This window comes from Micrococcus sp. HG099 (assembly GCF_024723355.1).
Taxonomy (GTDB): domain Bacteria; phylum Actinomycetota; class Actinomycetes; order Actinomycetales; family Micrococcaceae; genus Micrococcus; species Micrococcus endophyticus.
In genome coordinates, this window is the sequence record NZ_JANQCJ010000033.1 from 1 (window position 1) to 20,475 (window position 20,475).

At 73.5% G+C, this 20,475-nt stretch carries 20 protein-coding genes; 5 read left to right on the forward strand and 15 right to left on the reverse strand.

Annotated features, from left to right (window positions below; genetic code table 11):
- On the reverse strand, window positions 1-740 hold a 740-nt coding region (locus tag NWP10_RS04715), incomplete at its 3' end, for a GAF domain-containing protein (RefSeq protein ID WP_258300046.1).
- Window positions 737-1,180: a DUF779 domain-containing protein gene (locus NWP10_RS04720; RefSeq protein WP_017489226.1), complete on the reverse strand. Its 444-nt coding sequence runs from the start codon at window positions 1,178-1,180 to the stop codon at window positions 737-739. The genes NWP10_RS04715 and NWP10_RS04720, both read right to left, overlap by 4 nt.
- A gap of 296 nt (window positions 1,181-1,476) precedes the next feature.
- Here NWP10_RS04720 and NWP10_RS04725 point away from each other — a divergent pair, with 296 nt between their 5' ends.
- Window positions 1,477-2,037: a GNAT family N-acetyltransferase gene (locus NWP10_RS04725; protein ID WP_258300047.1), complete on the forward strand. Its 561-nt coding sequence runs from the start codon at window positions 1,477-1,479 to the stop codon at window positions 2,035-2,037.
- 37 nt (window positions 2,038-2,074) lie between these two features.
- Here the strand turns inward: NWP10_RS04725 and NWP10_RS04730 are convergent, their stop codons facing one another.
- Window positions 2,075-3,730 carry a thiamine pyrophosphate-dependent enzyme gene (locus NWP10_RS04730; protein WP_017489228.1) on the reverse strand — a complete coding sequence of 552 codons (1,656 nt, stop codon included), beginning with the start codon at window positions 3,728-3,730 and terminating at the stop codon, window positions 2,075-2,077.
- Window positions 3,731-3,994: 264 nt separating this feature from the next.
- Here NWP10_RS04730 and NWP10_RS04735 point away from each other — a divergent pair, with 264 nt between their 5' ends.
- Both NWP10_RS04735 and NWP10_RS04740 read left to right on the forward strand, forming a co-directional pair.
- Window positions 3,995-4,783 (forward strand): CGNR zinc finger domain-containing protein, encoded by a 789-nt coding sequence (locus NWP10_RS04735; RefSeq protein WP_017488977.1) that lies wholly within the window; start codon window positions 3,995-3,997, stop codon window positions 4,781-4,783.
- Between the two features lie 97 nt (window positions 4,784-4,880).
- Window positions 4,881-5,864 (forward strand): L-lactate dehydrogenase, encoded by a 984-nt coding sequence (locus tag NWP10_RS04740; RefSeq protein WP_258300048.1) that lies wholly within the window; start codon window positions 4,881-4,883, stop codon window positions 5,862-5,864.
- A 10-nt stretch (window positions 5,865-5,874) separates the two neighbouring features.
- Here NWP10_RS04740 and NWP10_RS04745 read toward each other — a convergent pair whose 3' ends face one another.
- The 4 genes from NWP10_RS04745 to NWP10_RS04760 form a co-directional block, all read right to left on the reverse strand.
- On the reverse strand, window positions 5,875-6,276 hold the full coding sequence (locus tag NWP10_RS04745; protein WP_258300049.1) for a hypothetical protein: 402 nt from the start codon (window positions 6,274-6,276) through the stop codon (window positions 5,875-5,877).
- 190 nt (window positions 6,277-6,466) lie between these two features.
- Window positions 6,467-7,048 carry a hypothetical protein gene (locus NWP10_RS04750; RefSeq protein WP_258300050.1) on the reverse strand — a complete coding sequence of 194 codons (582 nt, stop codon included), beginning with the start codon at window positions 7,046-7,048 and terminating at the stop codon, window positions 6,467-6,469.
- Window positions 7,049-7,088: 40 nt separating this feature from the next.
- Entirely contained in the window at window positions 7,089-8,501 is a 1,413-nt protein-coding gene (locus NWP10_RS04755; RefSeq protein WP_258300051.1) for an MATE family efflux transporter, read from the reverse strand.
- Between the two features lies 1 nt (window position 8,502).
- Entirely contained in the window at window positions 8,503-9,330 is an 828-nt protein-coding gene (locus tag NWP10_RS04760; protein WP_258300052.1) for a CPBP family intramembrane glutamic endopeptidase, read from the reverse strand.
- A 305-nt stretch (window positions 9,331-9,635) separates the two neighbouring features.
- On the opposite strand from NWP10_RS04760, the gene NWP10_RS04765 reads away from it, so the two are divergent.
- The gene (locus tag NWP10_RS04765) at window positions 9,636-10,049 is read left to right on the forward strand and encodes a VOC family protein (RefSeq protein ID WP_158493875.1); all 414 of its coding nucleotides are present in this window, start codon (window positions 9,636-9,638) and stop codon (window positions 10,047-10,049) included.
- A 122-nt stretch (window positions 10,050-10,171) separates the two neighbouring features.
- Complete coding sequence (locus NWP10_RS04770) at window positions 10,172-10,726, forward strand: hypothetical protein (RefSeq protein ID WP_258300053.1); 555 nt, start codon at window positions 10,172-10,174, stop codon at window positions 10,724-10,726.
- A gap of 12 nt (window positions 10,727-10,738) precedes the next feature.
- Here the strand turns inward: NWP10_RS04770 and NWP10_RS04775 are convergent, their stop codons facing one another.
- The 8 genes from NWP10_RS04775 to NWP10_RS04810 all read right to left on the reverse strand — a co-directional run bounded on the left by NWP10_RS04775 (window position 10,739) and on the right by NWP10_RS04810 (window position 20,424).
- Entirely contained in the window at window positions 10,739-12,256 is a 1,518-nt protein-coding gene (locus NWP10_RS04775) for a SulP family inorganic anion transporter (RefSeq protein WP_258300054.1), read from the reverse strand.
- 58 nt (window positions 12,257-12,314) lie between these two features.
- A complete protein-coding gene (locus tag NWP10_RS04780; protein WP_258300055.1) occupies window positions 12,315-13,409 on the reverse strand; it encodes a permease in 1,095 nt (364 codons plus the stop codon).
- Window positions 13,410-13,425: 16 nt separating this feature from the next.
- Entirely contained in the window at window positions 13,426-14,124 is a 699-nt protein-coding gene (locus NWP10_RS04785) for an ABC transporter ATP-binding protein (RefSeq protein WP_258300057.1), read from the reverse strand.
- Window positions 14,121-15,176 (reverse strand): hypothetical protein, encoded by a 1,056-nt coding sequence (locus NWP10_RS04790; protein WP_258300058.1) that lies wholly within the window; start codon window positions 15,174-15,176, stop codon window positions 14,121-14,123. The genes NWP10_RS04785 and NWP10_RS04790 overlap by 4 nt, the downstream gene beginning before the upstream one ends.
- On the reverse strand, window positions 15,173-15,499 hold the full coding sequence (locus NWP10_RS04795; RefSeq protein WP_258300059.1) for a hypothetical protein: 327 nt from the start codon (window positions 15,497-15,499) through the stop codon (window positions 15,173-15,175). The genes NWP10_RS04790 and NWP10_RS04795 overlap by 4 nt, the downstream gene beginning before the upstream one ends.
- Window positions 15,500-15,921: 422 nt before the next feature.
- Window positions 15,922-16,248: a hypothetical protein gene (locus tag NWP10_RS04800; RefSeq protein WP_020480209.1), complete on the reverse strand. Its 327-nt coding sequence runs from the start codon at window positions 16,246-16,248 to the stop codon at window positions 15,922-15,924.
- A 301-nt stretch (window positions 16,249-16,549) separates the two neighbouring features.
- Complete coding sequence (locus NWP10_RS04805) at window positions 16,550-18,670, reverse strand: ABC transporter ATP-binding protein (protein ID WP_309137696.1); 2,121 nt, start codon at window positions 18,668-18,670, stop codon at window positions 16,550-16,552.
- Window positions 18,667-20,424, reverse strand: coding sequence for an ABC transporter ATP-binding protein (locus NWP10_RS04810; RefSeq protein WP_258300061.1), 1,758 nt, complete (start codon window positions 20,422-20,424; stop codon window positions 18,667-18,669). The genes NWP10_RS04805 and NWP10_RS04810 overlap by 4 nt, the downstream gene beginning before the upstream one ends.
- Between the last annotated feature and the right edge of the window lie 51 nt (window positions 20,425-20,475).

A 20,475-nucleotide genomic window follows, 5' to 3' on the forward strand; every position in this document is an offset into this window, starting at 1 on the left:
GGCAGGTCCCGCCAGGCGGCGTGCACGGCGTCCACGGTGGCCTGGAGCAGCGGCAGGGCGAGGTGGCTGACGGCATCCTCGCCGCCCGTGAGGTCCAGGACCCCGACGAGCCGCCCGGTGGCCGGGTCCGTGAGCGGGACGGCCGAACAGCTCCACGGGTGCACGCGCGGGCTCAGGTGCTCGCCGCCGCTGACCTGCGTGGGGGCGCCTGTCGCGAGGACGATGCCGGGGGCGGAGGTGCCCATGGACGCCTCGGACCAGTCGGCGCCGGCCACGAAGCCCATGGTCTCAGCGTGGCGCACCGCGGTCCGGTCGCCCTCGACCCACAGCAGGTGGCCGCGCGCGTTGCCGATCGCGGCGAGCATGCCGGCCTCGGCCGCGGGGTGGATGAGCATGCGGCGGACCACCGGCAGGGCCACGGCGAGACGCTGCTCGCGGCGGGCTGCGGCGAGGTCGTCGTCGGCGAGGGTGGCCGGGTCGGTCTGGCCGGGCACCGCGGGCGCGGTCGCGGCCGCCCCGGCGTCGAGGGCCGACCCCGCGGGGGTGAGGGCGCCGAGGGAGCGCAGCCAGGACTCGCGGACCTCTCGCCGCAGCCCCTGGAGGGCGGCGCGCAGGCCCTGGTCCGCGCCGGTCGGAGCGGTGGGCGACGACGGCGCGAGCGACAGGCGGACCGAGTCGAGGGACTCGTGGGCCCGGTCCACGGCGCGTCGGTAGGCGCCGGTGGCGAGGGTCGAGCTCATCCCGAGCCGGCCATCAACCGTGAACGGATCAGGAACCGCTTGCCCTCGGGCGCCTCGACGGAGAAACCGGAGCCGCGCCCGTCCACCACGTCCAGGGTGAGGTGGGTGTGCTTCCAGTACTCGAACTGGGCGGCGGACATCCAGAACGGGATCTCCACGGCGTCCTGGTCCCCCTCGGCCGGCAGCGCGAAGGTGCCCAGCAGGACGTCGGCGGCGCCGGTCGTGAAGTCGCCGGCGGGATAGCACATGGGCGCGGAGCCGTCGCAGCAGCCGCCGGACTGGTGGAACATGAGCGGGCCATGGATCGGGAGGAGTCGGCGGATCAGCTCGAGCGCCGCGGGCGTCATGGCGACGCGGGACACGGTCTCGCCCGGCAGCTCGGGGCGAGCCTCGAGCGCGGGCGCGGGAGCGTGCTCCGCCGACGAGGGCGGCAGGGTCATCGCGGCCTCCTGGGGATGGGCGATCGTCGGTCCCCTCACCCTAGCCCCCAACGTGACCCACGTCACCACAGCTGGCGCCGGGGGGCGGCCCAGAGGGTACACCGAGAGCTGTGCCGTGGGCTGGGTCGCGCGCAGGGCCGCGTACGTCGCCGCGAGCCAGACGTCTCGGCTGCAATCAGGGGCTGGTCGCGACTGAAACGTCTGGCTCACGGCGCGGGGGTGGGGAGGGGAGAAGGGGTGGGGCGGCGGGCGGCTCACACAGCCGCGACCGGCGTCCACCCTCGTACACTCGGCACATGCTCCCGGACCCTAGCCCCACCGTCACCGTGGACGGCCTCCTGCTGCGCCCGCTGCGCACCGCGGACGAGATCGCGGCGCGCGAGGCGGACGCGGAGCTGAAGCGGGAGGGGTTCGACTTCCTGATGGCCGGCACCCGCTCCTTCCCAGCGATCCGCCGCGCGTTCGCCGCCGACGCGCGTGGCGACGTCGGACCCGGCCGCGTGCCCGCGTCCTTCTACGTGGGCGTGGACGAGAACGGCGAGCTGGTGGGCCGGGCGTCCGTGCGGTGGGAGCTGAACGAGGCGCTGCGGCACGTCAACGGGCACGTGGGCTACGCGGTGCGCCCCGCGTTCCGGCGGCGGGGGCACGCCGTGCGCCTGCTGCGCGGCGCGCTGACGATGCTGGCCGCGCGCGGGGTGCCCGCCGCCCTGCTCACGTGCGACGAGACGAACACCGCCTCCGTGGCCACGATCCGTGCGTGCGGGGGCGTGCTGCGGGACCGGGTCGAGACGGGCCTCGACGGTGCACCCTTCCCCGTCCCGAAGCTGCGCTTCGACGTTCCCACGACGGCGGCCTGACCGGAGGGGCGGCGCGGACCGCGCCGCGCCGCCGGCCTCAGTAGGCCTTGACGCGCTGCTCCACGATCAGGTGGATGAGGGCGAAGCGGCCCTCCTCCTGGACGGCCTTGAGCGCGGCGTCGACGGCCGCCGGCACGTCCGCGTCCTTCTCCACGCGGATGCCGAGGCCGCCGAACGCCTCGGCCATGCCGGCGAAGTCGGGGTTCTTCAGCTGGGTGCCGGAGATGCGCTCGGGGTACTCGCGCTCCTGGTGGGTGCGGATGGTGCCGTACTCCTGGTTGTCCATGACGATCACCAGGGGCGTCGCGCCGTACTGGGCGGCGGTGGCCAGCTCCTGGCCGTTCATGAGGAACTCGCCGTCGCCGGCGATGGTCACCACGGTGCGGTCCGGGAAGTTCAGCGAGGCGGCCACGGCGCCGGGCACCGAGTAGCCCATGGAGCCGTTGCGCGCGGAGATCATGGCTCGGTAGCCCTCGGTGGGGAAGTAGCGGTGCGCCCAGTTGGTGTGCTCGCCGGCGCCGAGGGAGATCATCGAGTCCTTCGGCAGCTTCGGCATGAGGTTCGCCATGAGGGTGGCCATCTTGGCCTGGCCCTCGGAGGGCTCGGCCGGCGGCAGCGCCGCGAACTTCTCCTGCTCGCCGCGCATGCGGGAGGTCCACTCCTCCCACTCGGGCTTGACGTCCAGGTCCATGCGGACGAGGTCGCGCACGAACACGTCCGGCTTGGCCACGATCTGGTGGGAGACGGGGCCGGAGCGGCCGCGCAGCGAGGGGTCGATGGTGACGAGGAAGTTCTTCTTGTCCCAGTTCTGGCGGATCTTGAAGCCGTCCGTCACGACGTCGCCCGGCACGGTGCCGATGAAGACGATCAGGTCGGTCTCCTCGAGCAGGTCGTAGGTGGGCTTGGGGCGGCCGTAGCCGATGGGGCCCACGTAGGACGGGGAGGAGAACGGCACGGTGCCCTCGGTGCGCCACTCCGCGGCGGCGGGGATCTTGTGGTCCTCGAGCCACTGGGTGAGCTGCTGGGCGCCCTCGTCCGTCCAGTCGTTGCCGCCGGTGATGAACAGCGGCTTCTTGGACTCCTTGAGCGCGGAGTGCAGCGACTTCCAGTCCTCCACGGTCATGCCGCCGGCGGCCACGGGGATCACCGGGTGCAGGGTCGCGTCGATCTGCTCGCGGATCACGTCCTCCGGCAGGCCGACGACGACGGGCCCGGGGCGGCCGGAGGTGGCGGCGAACATGGCCTCGGCCACGATCTCGGAGGCGCGGTCGGCGTGGTCGAGGACCATGACGCGCTTGGCGCCGGTGCCGAACCAGGCGTGCGGGTCGAACTCCTGGAACGCCTCCTTCTCTCGGTGCTCGAAGGGGATCAGGCCGACGAAGAGGACGAGGGCGGTGGAGTCCTGCCATGCGGTGTGCAGGCCCACGTGGGCGTTGGCGGCGCCGGGGCCGCGGGTCACCATGGCGATGCCGGGGACCTCGTTCATCTTGCCGTCGGCCTCGGCCATGTAGGTGGCGCCGCCCTCGTGGCGGCAGACCACGTTCTCGATCTGGGAGTCGTGCAGGCCGTCGAGGACGTCCAGGTAGGACTCGCCGGGGACGGAGTAGATGCGTCGGACGCCGTGGGACTCGAGCGTCTTGACGATCACGTGTCCGGCGGAGAGGCGGCCGCCCGCCTCGGTGGTCTGCGACATGGTGGCTCCTGTGCTGGTGTCGGGGGCCCCACCGGCCCCGGGTGTGCCCGCGCGAGACGCCGTGGGCATGCTGTGCGCCAGGCTACTGGACCTGTCAGCGCTCGTCGCGGAGCCGGTCCCGCTGTGAAGCCAGGTGACCTGGGGGGCTCGCCGGCCGACGGGATGCGTGACGCGGCGGGCGTCGCAGTGCGCGGTGACGGGGGCGGTGAGGCGGGCGGCCTGAGGCCGGTGACGCCGGGCCGGGCCCCGCCGTACGCTGGCGCCATGCTCTCGCCCCGCACGCTCGCCCGCCTGTCCTCCGTCGCCGCGTTCCTGAACACCGCGCCGGGTCCGCGCGGCGGCCAGGAGGAGCCGGAGCGGTTCACCGCCGCCACGCAGCTGCCCGCGCTGGTGCCGGAGCTGCAGGAGGGGGAGGTCCGCCTGCGCCTGGCCGCCGCCGCGGCCGTCCGGGCCCGCGAGCTGCGCGAGCGCCTCACCCGGGTGTGGGCGCTGGCCGCCACGGACGAGTCCGCCGCCGTGGACGCCGTCAACGAGCTGCTGGCCGAGGCCGGCCCGCTGCGGCTGACGGCCGGGGGCGACGTCGTCGGGCTGGCCCCGGCACAGGTCCCCGCCGACGCGGTGGAGCGGCTGGCCGCGATGGCCGCCCTCGCGCTGGCGGAGACCGCGATGGACGGCGAGCTGACCCGCCTGCGCGTGTGCGAGGGCGAGGACTGCGAGAACGCGCTCGTGGACGCCAGCCGGAACCGGTCCAAGCGCTTCTGCGACGAGGCCAACTGCGCCAACCGCACCCACGTGCGCTCCTACCGGGCACGCTTGGTCGAGGCGGCGGAGGCCGCACCCGCGACGGATCCGGCCGGGCCGGAGGAGGCGGAGGCGCCGGAGGCCGTCATGGATGAGGCGGCCCCCGCCGACGAGCCCCGCCAGGAGACCGAGAAGGAGAAGAAGGAGCGCAGGAAGGCGGAGAAGAAGGCCCGCAAGAAGGCGGAGAAGAAGGCCGGCAAGAAGGCGGAGAAGAAGGCCGGCAAGAAGAAGTCGGACAAGAAGAAGGACTGACCCGGCCCCGCCCGCCAGGTGACCCGGCGCTGAACATCGGGGAACGGGGCTGCCTCGAGGTTCCGTCGGCCGACCGGACACCCCTAGTCTGCGAGGCATGAGCGAGCACACCCCCGCCGCCCCCGCGTCCCTCGGACCCGCCCACCGCAAGGTCGGCGTCGTGGGGGCCGGCGGCGTCGGCACCGCGATCTGCTACGCGGCGCTGATCCGCGGCGTCGCCCGTGAGGTCGCCCTCTACGACATCGACGAGCCCAAGGTCCGCGCCGAGGTCCTCGACCTGGCCCACGGCACCCCGTTCACCTCTGCGTCCGCGATGACCGGCGGCGCGGACCCGGACGTCCTGGCCGACTGCGAGGTCGTGGTGATCACGGCCGGCGCCAAGCAGAAGCCGGGGCAGACCCGCCTCGACCTCGGCGCGCACAACGTGGAGATCCTGCGCGGCCTGCTGCCCCAGGTGCAGGAGCACGCGCCGGACGCGCTGATCGTGCTCGTCACCAATCCCGTGGACGTCCTCACGCTGGTGGCCCAGCGCCTCACCGGTCTGCCTGCCGGCCGGGTGATCGGCTCGGGCACCCTCCTGGACACGTCCCGCCTGCGGTGGCTGCTGGCGTCGCGGGCGCAGGTCCACGCGTCATCGGTGCACGCGGCCATCCTCGGCGAGCACGGGGACACGGAGTTCCCCGCGTGGAGCTCGGCGCGCATCGGCCCGACGCCCATCCTGGAGTGGCCGACGCCGACCGACCCGCTGTTCACCCGCGCCGACCTGGACGCGGTGGCGGACACCGTGGTGCACGCCGCGTACGAGGTGATCCAGGGCAAGGGCGCCACCACGTATGCGGTCGGCGTGGCCACGACCCGCTTGCTCGAGGCGATCCTGCGCGACCAGCACGCCATCCTGCCGGTCTCCACCGTGCTCGACGGCGTCCACGGGCTCTCCGACGTCGCCCTGTCCATGCCGTCCGTGGTGGGGCGCGACGGCGTCACACGCGTGATCCAGCCCGAGCTGGACGATGCGGAGATGCGGGCGCTGCACGCCTCGGCGGACGCGCTGCGGCGGGAGGCACGCAGCCTCGGGTTCTGAGGCGCCGGCCTCAGGCGCGCGGGGCGTCGCCTCCGGTGCCGCCCTGCTCGCGACGCTCGGCGGCGGCCTGGGCGCGGCGGTCGGCGGCGGCCTTGCGGAACATCTCCTCGGAGGACCGGTTCACGCCGGAGCCCTGGGAGAGGTGGTCCGGGTTCTCGCGCGCGGCGAGCTGCAGCATGGCCACCACCACGAGCGAGGTCATGAAGAAGACGCCGAAGGCGATCAGCGCGATGTCGATGCGCAGCGGGTTCTGGGTGCCGCCGGAGGCGGTGATGCCGGCGATCACGCCGCCGATCACGCCCAGGACGGCGGAGAACACGAGCGGGCCCTTGACCGTGGTGCGCAGGCCACCGCGTGCCGGGCGGCCGGTTCCGGCGCGATCGGCGGACGGGCGGGGGGACGGTGCGCTCACGGCGTGGCTCCTGACGGCTGGGGGCGGCTCGGGTGGCGTGGTCCGCGGCGGCGCCCGGGGCTGAGGCCCTCGGGGCGCGGCGGACCGGAGCCAGTCTACGCGTCCGGCCGGCGGGTGGCCCCTCGGGGCCCCGGGGTCCTCCCCCGGCGAACGTCCGCCAAGCGGGTCAGGACGGCGACGTCGACCCGGTTCAGAGGCCCCTGGCCGTGCCACGGTCGCGGCGCACCTCGTGGTGGAAGCCGAGGCCGGAGACGAGCAGCAGCACGCCGATGATGATGGCGCCGCCGCCGGCGATGCCGAGCAGGGCGTGCGGGCCGAAGCCCTGCAGCGCGCCGAAGGCCACGCCGAGGCCGGAGAGCAGTCCCACGAGGCCGGTCCACAGCTGGTCCCGGGCGGGGATGAACTCGCGGCGGTGCCGCGCCCAGGCCACGAGCTCGGCGGCGCCGCCGAGCACCAGGGCCGCGGCGGCGGCGAGGCCCACGCTGGCCGGGGTGTCGAGGAACAGCAGCACGATCACGCCGAGCATCCAGGCCGCGGCCGCCATGGACAGCGGGGAGCGCATGGCCACGGGGACCGGCTCGCGGCGCAGGTACTCCCACATGGCGGAGCCGGAGAACGCGAGGTAGAGCGCGAGCGACACCTTCATCCACGTCAGCCCGGGCGCGGCGACGAACACGGTGGTCAGGCCGAACGCCAGCGCCACTACGGCGCGGATCAGGATCGGCTTGAACACCACGGACGAGATCTCGAGGGGGGTCTGCACGGTAGCCACCGGCACAGTCTAGGAGAGGCGGCGGACGACGGCGGCCGGCTCAGTGGGCGCCGACGCGCATCCAGTCGTCGCGCCGGGCCCGCCAGCCGAGGGTGAGCGCCCGCATCCCCATGTAGACCCCCGCGAAGCCGAGCCAGAGCAGGCCCAGCCGCACACCGGCGTCGGGCACGGCGGCGTTCGGTCCGGGCCAGGCCGCGGTCGAGCCGAGCCCGCCGGCCGCGATCTGCGCGAGCACCCAGAGCGCCGGCGCGTAGACCACGAGGTTCAGGAGGCCGGCGAGGGCGAGGTAGCGGGCGTCGCCGGCGCCGATCAGCACGCCGTCCAGCACGAACACGTACCCGGCGATCGGCTGGCCCGCGGCGAGCACCCACAGCCCCACGGTGGCGGCGGCCTGCACCTGCGGGTCCGTGGTGAACAGGGCGGGCAGCCACGGGGCCGCGAGCGCCAGGAGCCCGCCGGTGACGACGCCGAAGCCCAGCCCCCAGCGCACCATCACGTTCGTGAGCCGGCGGGCGGTGGCGGGCCGGGACGCGCCGAGCTCGGCGCCGATCAGGGCCTGCGCGGCGATCGCGAGGGCGTCCAGGGCGAAGGCGAGCGTGGAGAACAGGGTGAACACGAGCTGGTGCGCGGCCAGGGTCATGTCCCCGGCCCCGGCCGCCGCCATCACGGTGATCAGGATGGCCGCCCGCAGGCTGGCCGTGCGCAGCAGCAACCACGAGCCCACCTGGGCGGTGGCGCGCATGCCGCTCGCCCGGGGCGCGAGCGAGGTCCCGGCGCGGCGGAAGCGCGGGGCCAGCACGAACAGGTACGTCACGAGCATCGCCCACTGCACCACGGACGTGCCGATCGCGGAGCCGGCCACGCCCAGGCCCGCCCCGTAGACGAGCGCGAAGTTCAGCCCGATGTTCACGGCGAACCCGGCGCCGGCCACCACGAGCGGGGTCACGGTGTCCTGCAGCCCGCGCAGCACGCCGGTGGCCGCGAGCACCGCCAGCAGGGCGGGGATGCCCGGCATGGACCAGCGTAGGTACGCCACCGCGTGCTCCTGCACCTCGCCCGTGGCACCGAGCGCCCCGGTCAGCCAGGGCGCGGCGATCCAGCCGAGCACCGCGAGCGCCGCGCCGAGCAGCAGGCCCAGCCAGACGCCGTCGCGGCCGCGGTCCATGGCCGCCGCGTGGTCCCCCGCGCCGATCAGCCGCGCGACCGCCGGCGTGGTGGCGTAGGCCAGGAAGATCATCAGGCCGGTGGCCGTGTGCAGGACGGTGGTGCCGATCCCCACGCCGGCCAGCTCCGGCGTGCCCAGGCGTCCCACGATCGCGGTGTCCGCGAGCAGGAAAAGCGGCTCGGCGATGAGCGCGCCGAACGCGGGGACGGCGAGCGCGAGGATGCGCCGCGTGAGGGCGCGCCCGTCCTGCGGGGCGGGCGCGGCCGTCGATCCCTGGGGCTCCGCCACGTCAGCCGAGCAGGGCCAGCAGCGGGGCCAGCGCCGTGGTCGGGGCCGTGGGCTCGGGCAGTGTGTCCGGCAGCAGGGGGGCCACGAGGTAGAGCATGGCGATGGCGATGCCGTTGTTCACCATGTGCAGCAGCACCGCGTACCCGAACGAGCGGCCCATCAGGATGTACGTCACCGTGATCGCGATCGCGAGGGTGAGGTAGGGGACGGTCTCCACGAGGTCGAACTGCCCGCCCGTGCCGAGGAAGTGCAGCAGCGTGAACGCCAGCACCGAGACCACGGCGCACACCCACACGTTGACCCAGCGGGAGAGCTTGCCCACCAGCAGGTGCCGGAAGAGGTACTCCTCCACGAGCGGGGCGCCCACCACGGTCATGAGGATCATGAGCACGGGCGGGGCCTGCGTGCTCATCTCCTCGAGCGCGGCCTGGTTGGCGCTGGTCTGCGCCTCGCCGATCAGGCTCAGCACCAGCACGTTCACGAGGATGCAGGTGAACCAGACGGCGGGCAGCAGCAGGATCTTCCACCACGTGCCCGTGCGGAACACCCGCAGCGACGTCACGAGCGGCCGCCAGGCCACGATCAGCACGAGCGCCGTGAGGATCGCGTAGCTGACGATGTTCACCGTGAACCCGTCGCGGACCAGGTCGAACGCCGCGAGGTCCCCCGGCACCAGGCCCAGCAGCATGGCCAGCGGCAGGCCGAGGCCGAAGAGCATCAGCCCCGCGTAGGCCAGCACCACCACGGCGTCCCCCCAGTGGAAGCGCCCGGGCTCCCAGTCCGGCGCGGTGCGGGGGCCCGGGGTCCGCCCGGGCCAGCCCGCGGGCACGCCCTGTCCTGAGGGGCCGGCGGGCGCAGCGGCGGCAGTCACGGGAGCGCCCCGGCGGTCCGAGGGCCATCCCGACGGCGGCCAGCCGCCGGGCACCGGGCCGGGGGCCGGCGCCGGAGACGAGGGGGCGCCGTCGTGCGGGCCGGAGGGAGGAACGCTCATGGCGGTCACGCTACCAACGGGGGCGGACGCGCCAGGCCGCGGGCGCCGTCGTCGGGAGCGGCTCCGTGGCCCACCCCACGCCCGCGCGCCCGCGACACGCGCGCGGTGGCGGTGGGCCGATCGCCTCGTCTACGGTGCTCCCCATGGCCTTGTTCTCCCAGCCGGTCTTCATCAACCTGCCCACCACGGACACCGAGCGCATCCGCGAGTTCTGGACGTCCCTCGGCGCACAGGCGATAGAAGACTTCTCGGACGAGAACTCGGTGTGCATCGAGCTCACCGAGTCCACCTTCGCGATGTACCTCTCCCCCGGCTACTACACCGACTTCATCGGCGACCGCGAGATCGCCGACTGCATGACCACCAACTCCGCGCTCATGGCGCTGACCGTGGGCGACGCCGCGGCCGTGGACGCCCTGGCCGACCGCGCGATCGAGGCCGGCGCCGCCGAGGTGCCGCTGCCCGTGGACCTGCGCGAGGAGATGGTGGACTCCGGCATGCACTCCCGCGAGATCGTGGACCCGGACGGCCACCAGTGGGAGTTCGTCACCGCCTGACCGCGGCCCCCGGCACTTTCGTGCGGGAAACGGGAGCCTCCCCGGGCACTTTCGTGCGAGAAACGGGAGCCTCCAGGCGCCCCCGCTCACACCCGTGCCCGCACTCCCTGCATACTGGCCGCATGGAACGGGACTCCACACACGCACGCGGCATCGCGCACCCGATGCACCCGGCCGTCCTCGGGGCGGTCGTCGGCATGGTCGGCGGCAGCCTGTTCATGCTGCTCAGCCGCCCCGAGCTGCCCTCCCCCTGGCCGACCGTCACGCTCGTCGCCTGGATCGCGCTGCTCGCCGCGGCGGCCTGGGCGGTCGTCCTCGCCCCGCGTCGCCTGCGCGACGTCGGGGCCCCCTCCCGCCACGCCGGCCCCATCTACGGGCTCAGCGTGCTCGGCATGGTCGCGCTGATCATCGCCTCGCCCCACCTGGTGCGGGCGCTGGGGATCGAGGCGGCCCAGCCGGCCGTCGTCGTGGTGGCGGTGGGGCTGCACTTCATCCCGTTCGCGTCCGCGTTCGGGGCGCGCGTGTTCGCGTGGCTGGGCGGGGCGCTCACGGCGATCGGACTGGCGGGGGTGATCGCGGCGGCCGTGGTCGGGGCCCCGGCGGGCGCGGTGGCGGCGGTGCTCGCGGGCGCGGCCATGCTGGCCTTCCTCGCCGTCGACGCGCGGCGCGGCGCCTGAGGCGCCCGCCGCTCAGGCCCCCGTGCGCCCGGTGAGCCGGGCGTGCATGGCGGCGCTGGCCTCGTTCAGCCCCGTCACCTCGGCGGCGATCCCGTGCTGCGCGTACTTGGTCACCACGGCGTCCAGCGCGGCCACCGTAGAGGCGTCCCACACGTGGGCGGCGCTCAGGTCGATCACGACGCGCGGCGGGTCCAGCGCGTACTCGAACTGCGAGTAGAGGTCGTTGGAGGAGGCGAAGAACAGCTCCCCGTGCACGCGGTAGACGGCCCTCGCGCCGTCGTCGTCCGTCACCACGCGCTCCACGCGCGCGAGCCGCGAGACGCGCTGCGCGAACAGGACCATGGCGGTGAGCACGCCGACGCCCACGCCGATCGCCAGGTTGTGGGTGACCACGGTGGCGGCCACGGTCAGGACCATCACGGCCGTCTCGGAGCGGGGCATGGCGCGCAGGGTGGCGGGGCGCACGGAGTGCCAGTCGAAGGCGGCGCCGGCCACGAACACCATCACGCCCACGAGCGCGGCCATGGGGATCTGCCCCACGAGGTCCCCGAGCGCCACCACGAGCACCAGCAGGAACACGCCGGCCAGGAACGTGGAGATGCGGGTGCGGGCGCCGTTGGCCTTCACGTTCATCATGGTCTGGCCCACCACGGCGCAGCCGCCCATGCCGCCGAACAGGCCCGAGACGATGTTCGCCACGCCCTGCCCCCAGGACTCGCGGGTCTTGTCCGAGCGGGTGTCCGTGACGTCGTCCACGAGCTTGGCCGTGAGCAGGGACTCGAGCAGCCCCACCACGGCCATGCCCACGCTGAACGGCAGGATCAGCCGCAGCGTCTCCCAGGTCAGCGGCACGTCCGGCAGGAACAGGCCGGGCAGGGCGTCCGGCAGCTCGCCCCGGTCCCCCACGCGCGGCACGGACCAGCCGGCGGCCATCACGAGGGCCGTCACGACGACGATCGCCACGAGCGTGGACGGCACCGCCGTGGTCAGGCGCGGCAGCAGCAGCACGATGCCCAGCGCGAGCACGGTCAGCGGGTACACGAGCCACGGGACGCCGATCAGCTCCGGGAGCTGGGAGGTGAACACGAGGATGGCCAGCGCGTTCACGAATCCCACCATCACCGAGCGCGGGATGAAGCGCATCAGCCGGGCCACGCCGAGCAGCCCGAGCGCCACCTGGATCAGCCCGCCGAGGATGATCGCCGCGATGAGGTGGTCCAGCCCGTGCTCGTGGGACAGCGGGGCGACCACCAGGGCGACGGCGCCCGTGGCCGCGGAGATCATGGCGGGCCGGCCGCCGACGATCGCCGTGGTCACCGCCATCGTGAAGGACGCGAACAGCCCGACGCGCGGGTCCACGCCCGCGATGATCGAGAACGCGATCGCCTCCGGGATCAGCGCGAGCGCCACCACGACGGCGGCCAGCACCTCCGTGCCCAGCCACCGCGGGGTGCGCAGGGTGCGCAGCACCGACTGCCGCTCACGGGGCGTGGCGGGGGGCGTCGTGACGGTGGGGGCGGCGGCGGGCATGCCTCGAGGGTAGCGGCGGCCCCGGACGGGCTGACGCCGACGCTGACGCCGACGGGCGTCACGCGGTGCGCATCACCCGCACGGGGTCGCGGAACGCGGCGAAGGCCGCCGGGGGCAGGCTCGCCACCACGGCGGTGAGCGCGGCCAGCACGGCCACCCCCTCCACGAAGTCCAGCCCCAGCGCGCCGCCCTGGCCGGCGACGACGGCGTACCCGGCCCCGGCGCCCGCCGCGGCGCCCAGCACCGCGGGCACGGCGGTGCGGACCGCCACGAGCAGGACGAGGTCGGCGCGGCCGATGCCGAGCGTGCGGCGGCGGCCGAGGTCGCGGCGGCGGATCAGCACGTCCGCGAGCACCACGATCGCCACGAAGAACGCCCCGGCGCCGAGGATCAGCAGCAGCAGGGATCGGCCGAGCCCGGCCAGTTCGCCGGTGATCGCCTGGCTCCCGGCGGCCAGCGCCCGGGCGGTCTGCACCTGGGAGGAGCGCGGGTCGGGGTCGATCACGGCCAGGGCGGAGTCCTGCATGGCGCGGGTCCCGGCGGAGTCCGGGGCCAGGACGCGGACCTGCTGCAGGACGAAGGTGGCCGGGGCCGCGGGCACGGCGAGCGCGTACCCGTCGAGGTCCTCGAACGGCGTGCGCGCCTCGAACGCGCCCACCACGGCCCACTGGCGTCCGTCGGCGGCGTCGAGCGCCCCGGAGGGCTGGGCCAATCCCAGCTCGGCGAGCTTCGCCTCCGGCACCACCACCTCTCCGGGGCCCGGCAGGCGGCCGCGCGTGAGCTCGATGCCGCGGTCCAGGGTGCCGGCCACGTGGGTCACCGCCACGGGCGTCCCGCCCGCACCGATCGCCGTGTTCACCGCGTCCACGGGGATGTCCCGGGCCAGGGCGGCCTCGGCGGCGTCGAGGCCCGCCAGCGTGGCCACGGTGGCGCCGGTGAGGAAGCCGGTGCCGCCCGTGTCGGTGACGGTGAGCACGCGCGCGGCGGGCCCGGAGAGCTCTGCGGCGACGGCGGCCTCCGTGGCGGCCTGGCGGCCCACGGTGGCGACGGCCGCGAAGCACATGGCGGCCACCACCAGCAGCACGAGCGTGGAGGGCACGGGTGAGGTGCGGGCGGCGGTGAGCGCCTCGCGCAGCAGTGTCCGCAGGGTCACGGGCGGGCCTCCGGGCTCACAGTCGCACCACTTCGTCCGCGCGGGCGACGACGGCCGGGTCGTGCGTGGCCACCACCACGGTGCGCCCCTCCCCTGCGGCCTCGGCCAGGGCGTCGAGCACGAGGGAGGCGTTGTCCGGGTCCAGGTTGCCCGTGGGCTCGTCGGCCAGCACGACCGCGGGGGTGTTCACGAGGGCGCGGCACACCGCCACGCGCTGCGCCTGCCCGCCGGAGATCTGCCCGGGCCGGTGCTCGGCCCGGTGCCCCAGGCCGAAGCGCTCCAACAGGGTCCGGGCCCGGCCTTCGAGCCCGCGGCGGGGCAGGCCGGCGTAGAGGCCGGGCTCCACCACGGAGTCCAGGATGGGCCGGGACGGGTCCAGCTCGGAGTCCTGGAACACGAACCCCACGGACGTGGCCCGCAGCCGCGCCCGGTCCCGGTCCGGGAGGGCGGAGGCGTCGACGTCGCCCAGGCGCACCACGCCCGCCGACGGCGTGAGCATGAGCCCCAGCACGTACAGCAGGGTGGACTTGCCACGCCCCGACGGTCCGGTCAGAGCCGTGACCGCGCCGGGGGCGAAGCGGTGGGTGAGGCCGTCGAACAGCTCCTCCGCGCCGCGGGTGTACGCGAAGCGGAGGTCCGCCACGGACAGCTCCGGCGGTGTCGCGGCGAACGCGGGCGCCGTCGTCGTGCCGGTGGGGGCGGGCGCCGTGCTCACGGCGCGCCGTTCAGCACGCGCACGGTCTCCCCCGCGTCCACGCCGTCCACCACGGCCAGGCCGTCGGCGGAGCCGCGGACGGTGACGGGACGCGCCTCCTCGGCCCCGTCGCGGACCACGGTGACCACGACGGCGCCGCCGGGCTGGGTGCGCAGCGCGGACACGGGGACTACGGGCCCGGTGACGGGGGGCACCACGTTGACCTTCGAGAGCAGGGAGGTGGAGGCCTCGGCGGGCAGGGAGCCGCACGCGTCGGCGCAGACCACGCCGCCGTCCGGGGCGGTGAGGGGGATGCGGATCAACCCCTGGTCGTCCGCGGTGGACTCGCCGGCCACGGCTTCCCACTCGTGCTCGCCGTGGGGCACGGTCACCGCGGTGCCGGGAGGGATCAGGGCCGCCTGGTCCTGGTTGACCTCGAGGACGAATACGGGCTCGTCTCCGGGGCGGGCGACGATGGCCTCACCGCCGGCGAGCGAGCTGCCGGCGGCCGTGGCCTTCGCATCCACGCTGAGCGCGGCCGGGAGGGCGTCCACCACCACGAGCTGGCCGAGCTCCACGGTGTCCGCGGACGGGTATCCCCGCTCGGTGAGCCAGTCGATCCAGGCGTCGGCGGTGGCGTCGTCCCACGTGCCGGTGGCCGTGAGTTCGGCGCCGGTGGCGGCGAGCATGCGCTGGAACGCGGTGACGTCGCTGCCGGCGACGTCCGGCCCGAGGGCCCGCCACTGGGGCAGCTCGCCCTGGGCGGCGATGACCGGCTGCTGGGCGACGGCGTACAGCACGTCCCCGGCGGCCGCCTCGCCGGACTGCCCGGCTCGGGTGACGACGCCGGCCAACGCGTTCACGGCGGCGGGCGCCTGGTCGCGGGTCACGGAGACGCCGAGGGTGATGACACGGCCGAGCTCCTGTTCGGCGACGGTGACGAGCGCGTCCTCGGACGGGCGCTGCTCGGTGTGGGCCGGAGGGGTGAGGGTGACCCTGCCGGCCCAGAACGCGAGCGCGGCGACGACGAGGAGGGCGAGCACGGACGTGACCCACCGGACGGGACGGCTCATCCGTCGAATCCGTAGAGGACGGCGTCGGAGGGCAGCTCGGGACAGGCGGCGACGACCTCGGCGTATCGGGAGTCATTCAGGCCGATGAGGGAGTCCGTCACGGGCCACCACAAGTGACGGTCCTGCGTGTGGAAGGCGGTCACGAAGGATTCCTTGGACGGCCGCGTGGAGGTGTCCACGGTGATGCCGTGGTCCTCGAGACACGGGATGGCGTACTGATCCCAGTAGTCGTAGACCAGCCTCAGTTGGGCCTCGGACCAGTCCTGCGAAATGCTGGGGTCGACGGGGAAGGTGAACGAACAGGTCCAGAAGGCCAGATTCACGGCCTCCTGCTGCGACTCGGGAGGGGTGTCCCAGGAGAGTCCGCCCCGCACTTCGGAGTACGCGGCAGGGATCCCGCGCTCCGTCATGCACTGTGACACCCACCTCTCGTGCTCCTCCACCGAGGTGGCCCATCCTCGACGTGTGACGGGTGGGGGGTCGTCAAGACCGAGACCGTTCGCATGGCGTGCCTTGAGGTCCTGGTACCACCGCTCCCGTTCGGCCTCGTCGGTCGCCCGCTGGTCGATCTTCTCGGTCGCAGTCCATGTGGCGGGGTCCCACGTCCGTGGGGACGAAGCCGCCCCCGTCGACGGACGGTCGGCGCTGGAGGACACCTGGGCCCCGCACCCGGTGAGGGCCAGGGCGGCGGCCGCGGTGAACGCGGCCGCCGCAGTGATGCGTGACGTCACGAGGAATCCACTACTCAGTACGGGTAGTAGCAGTAGCCGTAAGTGCCCGACATGAGGAGCGAAGCAGAGGTTCCCTTCCAGCTTTGCGACAGGCGAAGACCGGAGTCGAAACCGTAGTTGTACCGCTGGGACTTCACCTCGGTCCTCCCTCCGACGTCGAACAGCATCGTGTCCGTGAGTCGTTGCTGTTCGACACGCAGTCCTACATACCCGCCTCCGGCGCTGCAGTCCTGCCTACCGGATTCGGTCAGCGCCTGGGCCGGGACCGCCGCGGAGATTGCCAACAAGCCTGCGACGGCGACGCCAGCACCAGCTCGACTAGCCCACTGCTTCATTCCCATGGTGATCCTCCTCAGGACAAGAGCTCGCTATGAGCTGCGTCACAAGCTATAACCCACCTTGCTCGGATACAAGGGAATTTTCAGGGATTGGCACTCCGGCCGCACGTTGGCCGGGCCTCACCCCACGCTGGAGTGCCACTCTGAGTGGCCCTCGCCGTCATGGCACGACTGAGCAGGGCCACCCCGGCAGGCGCGGAGCGATGATCGGCCCGGTCACGTCCCCGTGCGCCCCGCATGTCCGGGCTCCATGGGCGGAACCGGCAGCCTCGCCACTCCAGCGCCCACCCTCACGCCGCGCGCATCACGTCTCCGGGGTGCCGCCGCCGCCGTCGTCGTCGTCCGCCTGCTCCCCGCCCCGGAACTGGCTCATGTAGAGCCGGTGGTAGGCGCCCTTCGCCGCCAGCAGCCGCTCGTGCGAGCCCTGCTCCACGATGTCGCCGTGCTCCATCACGAGGATCACGTCCGCGTCCCGGATGGTGGAGAGCCGGTGCGCGATCACGAAGCTCGTCCGGTCCGAGCGCAACGCGGCCATCGCCTCCTGCACCAGCACCTCCGTGCGCGTGTCCACGGAGGAGGTGGCCTCGTCCAGGATCAGCAGCGACGGCTGGGCGAGGAACGCGCGGGCGATGGTGATGAGCTGCCGCTCGCCCGCGGAGATGTTCTCCGCGTCCTGCTCGATCACGGTGTCGTAGCCGTCCGGGAGGGTGTGCACGAAGCGGTCCACGTAGGTGGCCTTCGCCGCCTCGAGGACCTCCTCGTCCGTGGCGTCCAGCCGGCCGTAGCGGATGTTCTCCCGGATGGTGCCGCCGAACAGCACCGCGTCCTGCAGCACCATGCCGGTGGCCGCGCGCAGCTCCGCCCGCGGCACCGTGCTGATGTCCACCCCGTCCAGCAGGATCCGGCCGCCGTCCACCTCGTAGAACCGCATGACGAGGTTCACCAGGGTGGTCTTGCCGGCGCCCGTGGGGCCCACAATCGCGATGGTCTGCCCCGGCTCGGCCACCAGGTCGAGGCCCGTGATGAGCGGCTTCTCCGGGGTGTAGGAGAAGCGCACGTGCTCGAACTCCACGCGCCCCCGCACCGGCTGCGGGAGGCGGGCGACGTCGTCGTCCGCGGAGGCTCCCGTTTCCCGCACGGAAGCGTCCGCGGGCTCGGCGACGTCGTCGTCCGACGCGCGGCGCGCCACCTCGTCGTCGGCGGCCTGCTCGTCCTCGTCCAACAGCTCGAAGATGCGCTCCGCCGAAGCCACGCCCGAGATCAGCATGTTGGACATGCCCGCCACCTGGCCCAGCGGCTGGTTGAACTCGCGCGAGTACTGGATGAACGCCGTCACCGCGCCGAGGGTCATCTGGCCGTTGGCCACGCGCAGTCCGCCCACCACGGCGATCCCCACGTACCCCAGCCAGTTCACCCACTGCATGATCGGCATGATGATCCCGGAGTAGAACTGCGCCTTGAACGAGGCCTCGTACATGGCCTCGTTGCGCTCGTCGAAGCGCTCGGCCATGTCCGCCTGCCGGCCGAACACCGTCACCAGCTCGTGCCCCGTGAAGGACTCCTCGATGTGTCCGTTGAGCCGGCCGGTCTCCCGCCACTGCGCCGTGAACAGCGCCTGCGACCTCTTGCCGATCACGCCCACCACCACGCCGGCCACCGGCAGCGCGATCAGCGCGATCAGCGCCAGCTGCCACGAGAGCCAGAACATCATGCCGATGATGCCGATGATCGTCAGCACCGAGTACACGAGCGTGGCGAACGCCTGCTGCATGGCCTGCTGCACGTTGTCCACGTCGTTCGTGGTGCGCGAGAGCAGGTCGCCGCGCTGGCGCGTGTCGAAGTAGCTCAGCGGCAGCCGGTTCAGCTTCGCCTCGATGTCCTCGCGCAGCCGGAACACGATCCGCATCACGAGGTCGTTCAGCACGCGGCCCTGCAGCCACATGAACAGCTGCGCCACCACGTACATCCCCAGCACGATCAGGATCAGCCGCGCCAGCTCCGCGAAGTCGATCCCCTGCCCGGGCACGAACGCCATGCCGGAGAGCATGTCCGCGGCCTGGCCCTGGCCCTGGCCGCGCAGCCCCTCGATGACCTGCTCGCGGCTCAGCCCGGCCGGCATGTCCCGCGAGATCAGGCCCCCGAAGATCACGTCCATGGCCTGGCCCAGCACGTGCGGCGCCCACACGTTGAGCACCACGGCCACCAGCACCATGAGCGAGACCAGGATCAGGCCCGTCCGCTCCGGCGCGAACAGGCCCAGCAGGCGCATCGCGGACGGCCAGAACGCCTTCGCCTTGCGGGGTGGCCCCTCGCCCCACTCGTCCGTGACGCCGGCCTCCTGGAACGCCGCGATCTCGGCGTCCGTCAGCTCCCCGACCTCGCCCTGCGGGGCGGCGGTGGAGCCGTGCTTCTCGGTCCCGCTCATGCCAGCTCCTCCGCGCGGACCTGGGAGTCCACGATCGCCTTGTACGTCTCGTTGCCGGCCAGCAGCTCGGCGTGCGTGCCGCGGCCGACAACGCGGCCCTCGTCCAGCACGATGATCTGGTCCGCCTCGGTGATGGTGGCCACCCGCTGGGCGACGACGATGCGCGTGGTGCCCGCCGCCGTCGCGTCCAGGGCGCCGCGCAGGCGGGCGTCCGTGGCGACGTCGAGCGCGGAGAACGAGTCGTCGAACAGCAGGATCCGCGGCCGCGCCACGAGGGCGCGCGCGATGGACAGGCGCTGGCGCTGGCCGCCGGAGACGTCCGTGCCGCCCTGCGAGAGGCGCGAGTCCAGCCCGGTGGCCGCCGTCTCCCCCTCGCCCGTGGTCCGCTCCCGCACGAAGCCCGCGGCCTGCGCGGTCTCCAGCGCGGCCCAGATCTCCTCCTCGGTGGCCTCGGGCGCGCCGAAGCGCATGTTCTCCGCCACCGTCCCCGAGAACAGGTACGGCTTCTGCGGGACCAGGGCGACGGCGCGCGTCAGCTCCGCCCGCGCCAGCTCGGTCACGGGCACCCCGTCGATCAGCACCTGCCCGGAGGTGGCGTCGTAGAGCCGCGGGATGAGGTTGACCAGCGTGGACTTGCCGGAGCCGGTGGCGCCGATGATCGCCGTCGTGCTGCCCGGCGCCACGGTGAAGCTCACCCCGTCCAGCACCGGGGCCTCGGCCCCGGGGTACGCGAAGGTCACGTCTCGCAGCTCGACGGCGCCGCGCGGGTCCACCGGCGTCACCGGGTTCACCGGCTCGGCCAGGGTGGGGACGGTGTCCAGGACCTCGCCGATGCGCCCGGCCGAGACCACGGCGCGCGGAAGCATCATCATCATGAAGGTGCCCATCATCACCGCCATGAGGATCTGCAGCAGGTACTGCATGAACGCGGTGAGCGCGCCGACCTCCACGAGGCCGTCCGCCACGCGGTGGCCGCCGAACCACAGCACCGCCGCCGTGGCCAGGTGCAGGATCATGGTGATCACGGGGCCCAGCAGCACGAACAGCCGGCCGATCAGCACCGAGGTGCGCGTCAGGGCCGCGTTGGCGTCCGAGAAGCGGGCGGACTCGTGCGGCTCGCGCACGAACGCGCGGACCACGCGGATGCCCATGACCTGCTCACGCATCACGCCGTTGACGCGGTCGATGTCGTCCTGCATGCGCTGGAACAGCGGCATCAGCTTCGCCACGATCCACGCCACGATCACCAACAGCACCGGCACCGAGACCCACACGAGCCAGGACAGTCCCGGGTCCTCCCGGACGGCCATGATGATGCCGCCGATCGCCATGATCGGCACCGCCACCATGAAGTTCAAGCCCATGAGGGTGACCATCTGGACCTGGTTCACGTCGTTCGTGCCGCGCGTGATGAGCGTGGGCGCGCCGAAGCGGCCCAGCTCCTCCGCGGAGAACCCGTCCACGCGCGTGTACACGGCGCGGCGCAGGTCCCGGCCGATGCCCATGGCCACCTTCGCGCCGAACCACACGGCCACGATCGCCGCGATCACCTGCACGAGCGCAACACCCAGCATCACCAGGCCCAGGTCCCAGATGCGGTCCGTGTCCCCGCGGGCCACGCCCTCGTCGATGATGCGGGCGTTGAGGCTGGGCAGGTACAGCATGGCCAGCGTGCTGATCAGCTGCAGCACGACGACGGCCGTCACGGCGCCCAGGTAGGGGCGGCCGTGGCGGCGCAGCAGGGTCCAGAGCATGGTGTCCTCGGGATCGTGGGGCGGGATGGCGTGGGGGGGGTGAGGTGGCGT

Coding starts and splice junctions, on each gene's coding strand:
- NWP10_RS04805 (WP_309137696.1), bottom strand. CDS start 18,670: ATGAGCGGGACCGAGAAGCACGGCTCCACCGCCGCCCCGCAGGGCGAG.
- NWP10_RS04740 (WP_258300048.1), top strand. CDS start 4,881: ATGAGCGAGCACACCCCCGCCGCCCCCGCGTCCCTCGGACCCGCCCAC.
- NWP10_RS04765 (WP_158493875.1), top strand. CDS start 9,636: ATGGCCTTGTTCTCCCAGCCGGTCTTCATCAACCTGCCCACCACGGAC.
- NWP10_RS04775 (WP_258300054.1), bottom strand. CDS start 12,256: ATGCCCGCCGCCGCCCCCACCGTCACGACGCCCCCCGCCACGCCCCGT.
- NWP10_RS04790 (WP_258300058.1), bottom strand. CDS start 15,176: ATGAGCCGTCCCGTCCGGTGGGTCACGTCCGTGCTCGCCCTCCTCGTC.
- NWP10_RS04730 (WP_017489228.1), bottom strand. CDS start 3,730: ATGTCGCAGACCACCGAGGCGGGCGGCCGCCTCTCCGCCGGACACGTG.
- NWP10_RS04735 (WP_017488977.1), top strand. CDS start 3,995: ATGCTCTCGCCCCGCACGCTCGCCCGCCTGTCCTCCGTCGCCGCGTTC.
- NWP10_RS04725 (WP_258300047.1), top strand. CDS start 1,477: ATGCTCCCGGACCCTAGCCCCACCGTCACCGTGGACGGCCTCCTGCTG.
- NWP10_RS04720 (WP_017489226.1), bottom strand. CDS start 1,180: ATGACCCTGCCGCCCTCGTCGGCGGAGCACGCTCCCGCGCCCGCGCTC.
- NWP10_RS04770 (WP_258300053.1), top strand. CDS start 10,172: ATGGAACGGGACTCCACACACGCACGCGGCATCGCGCACCCGATGCAC.
- NWP10_RS04810 (WP_258300061.1), bottom strand. CDS start 20,424: ATGCTCTGGACCCTGCTGCGCCGCCACGGCCGCCCCTACCTGGGCGCC.
- NWP10_RS04800 (WP_020480209.1), bottom strand. CDS start 16,248: ATGGGAATGAAGCAGTGGGCTAGTCGAGCTGGTGCTGGCGTCGCCGTC.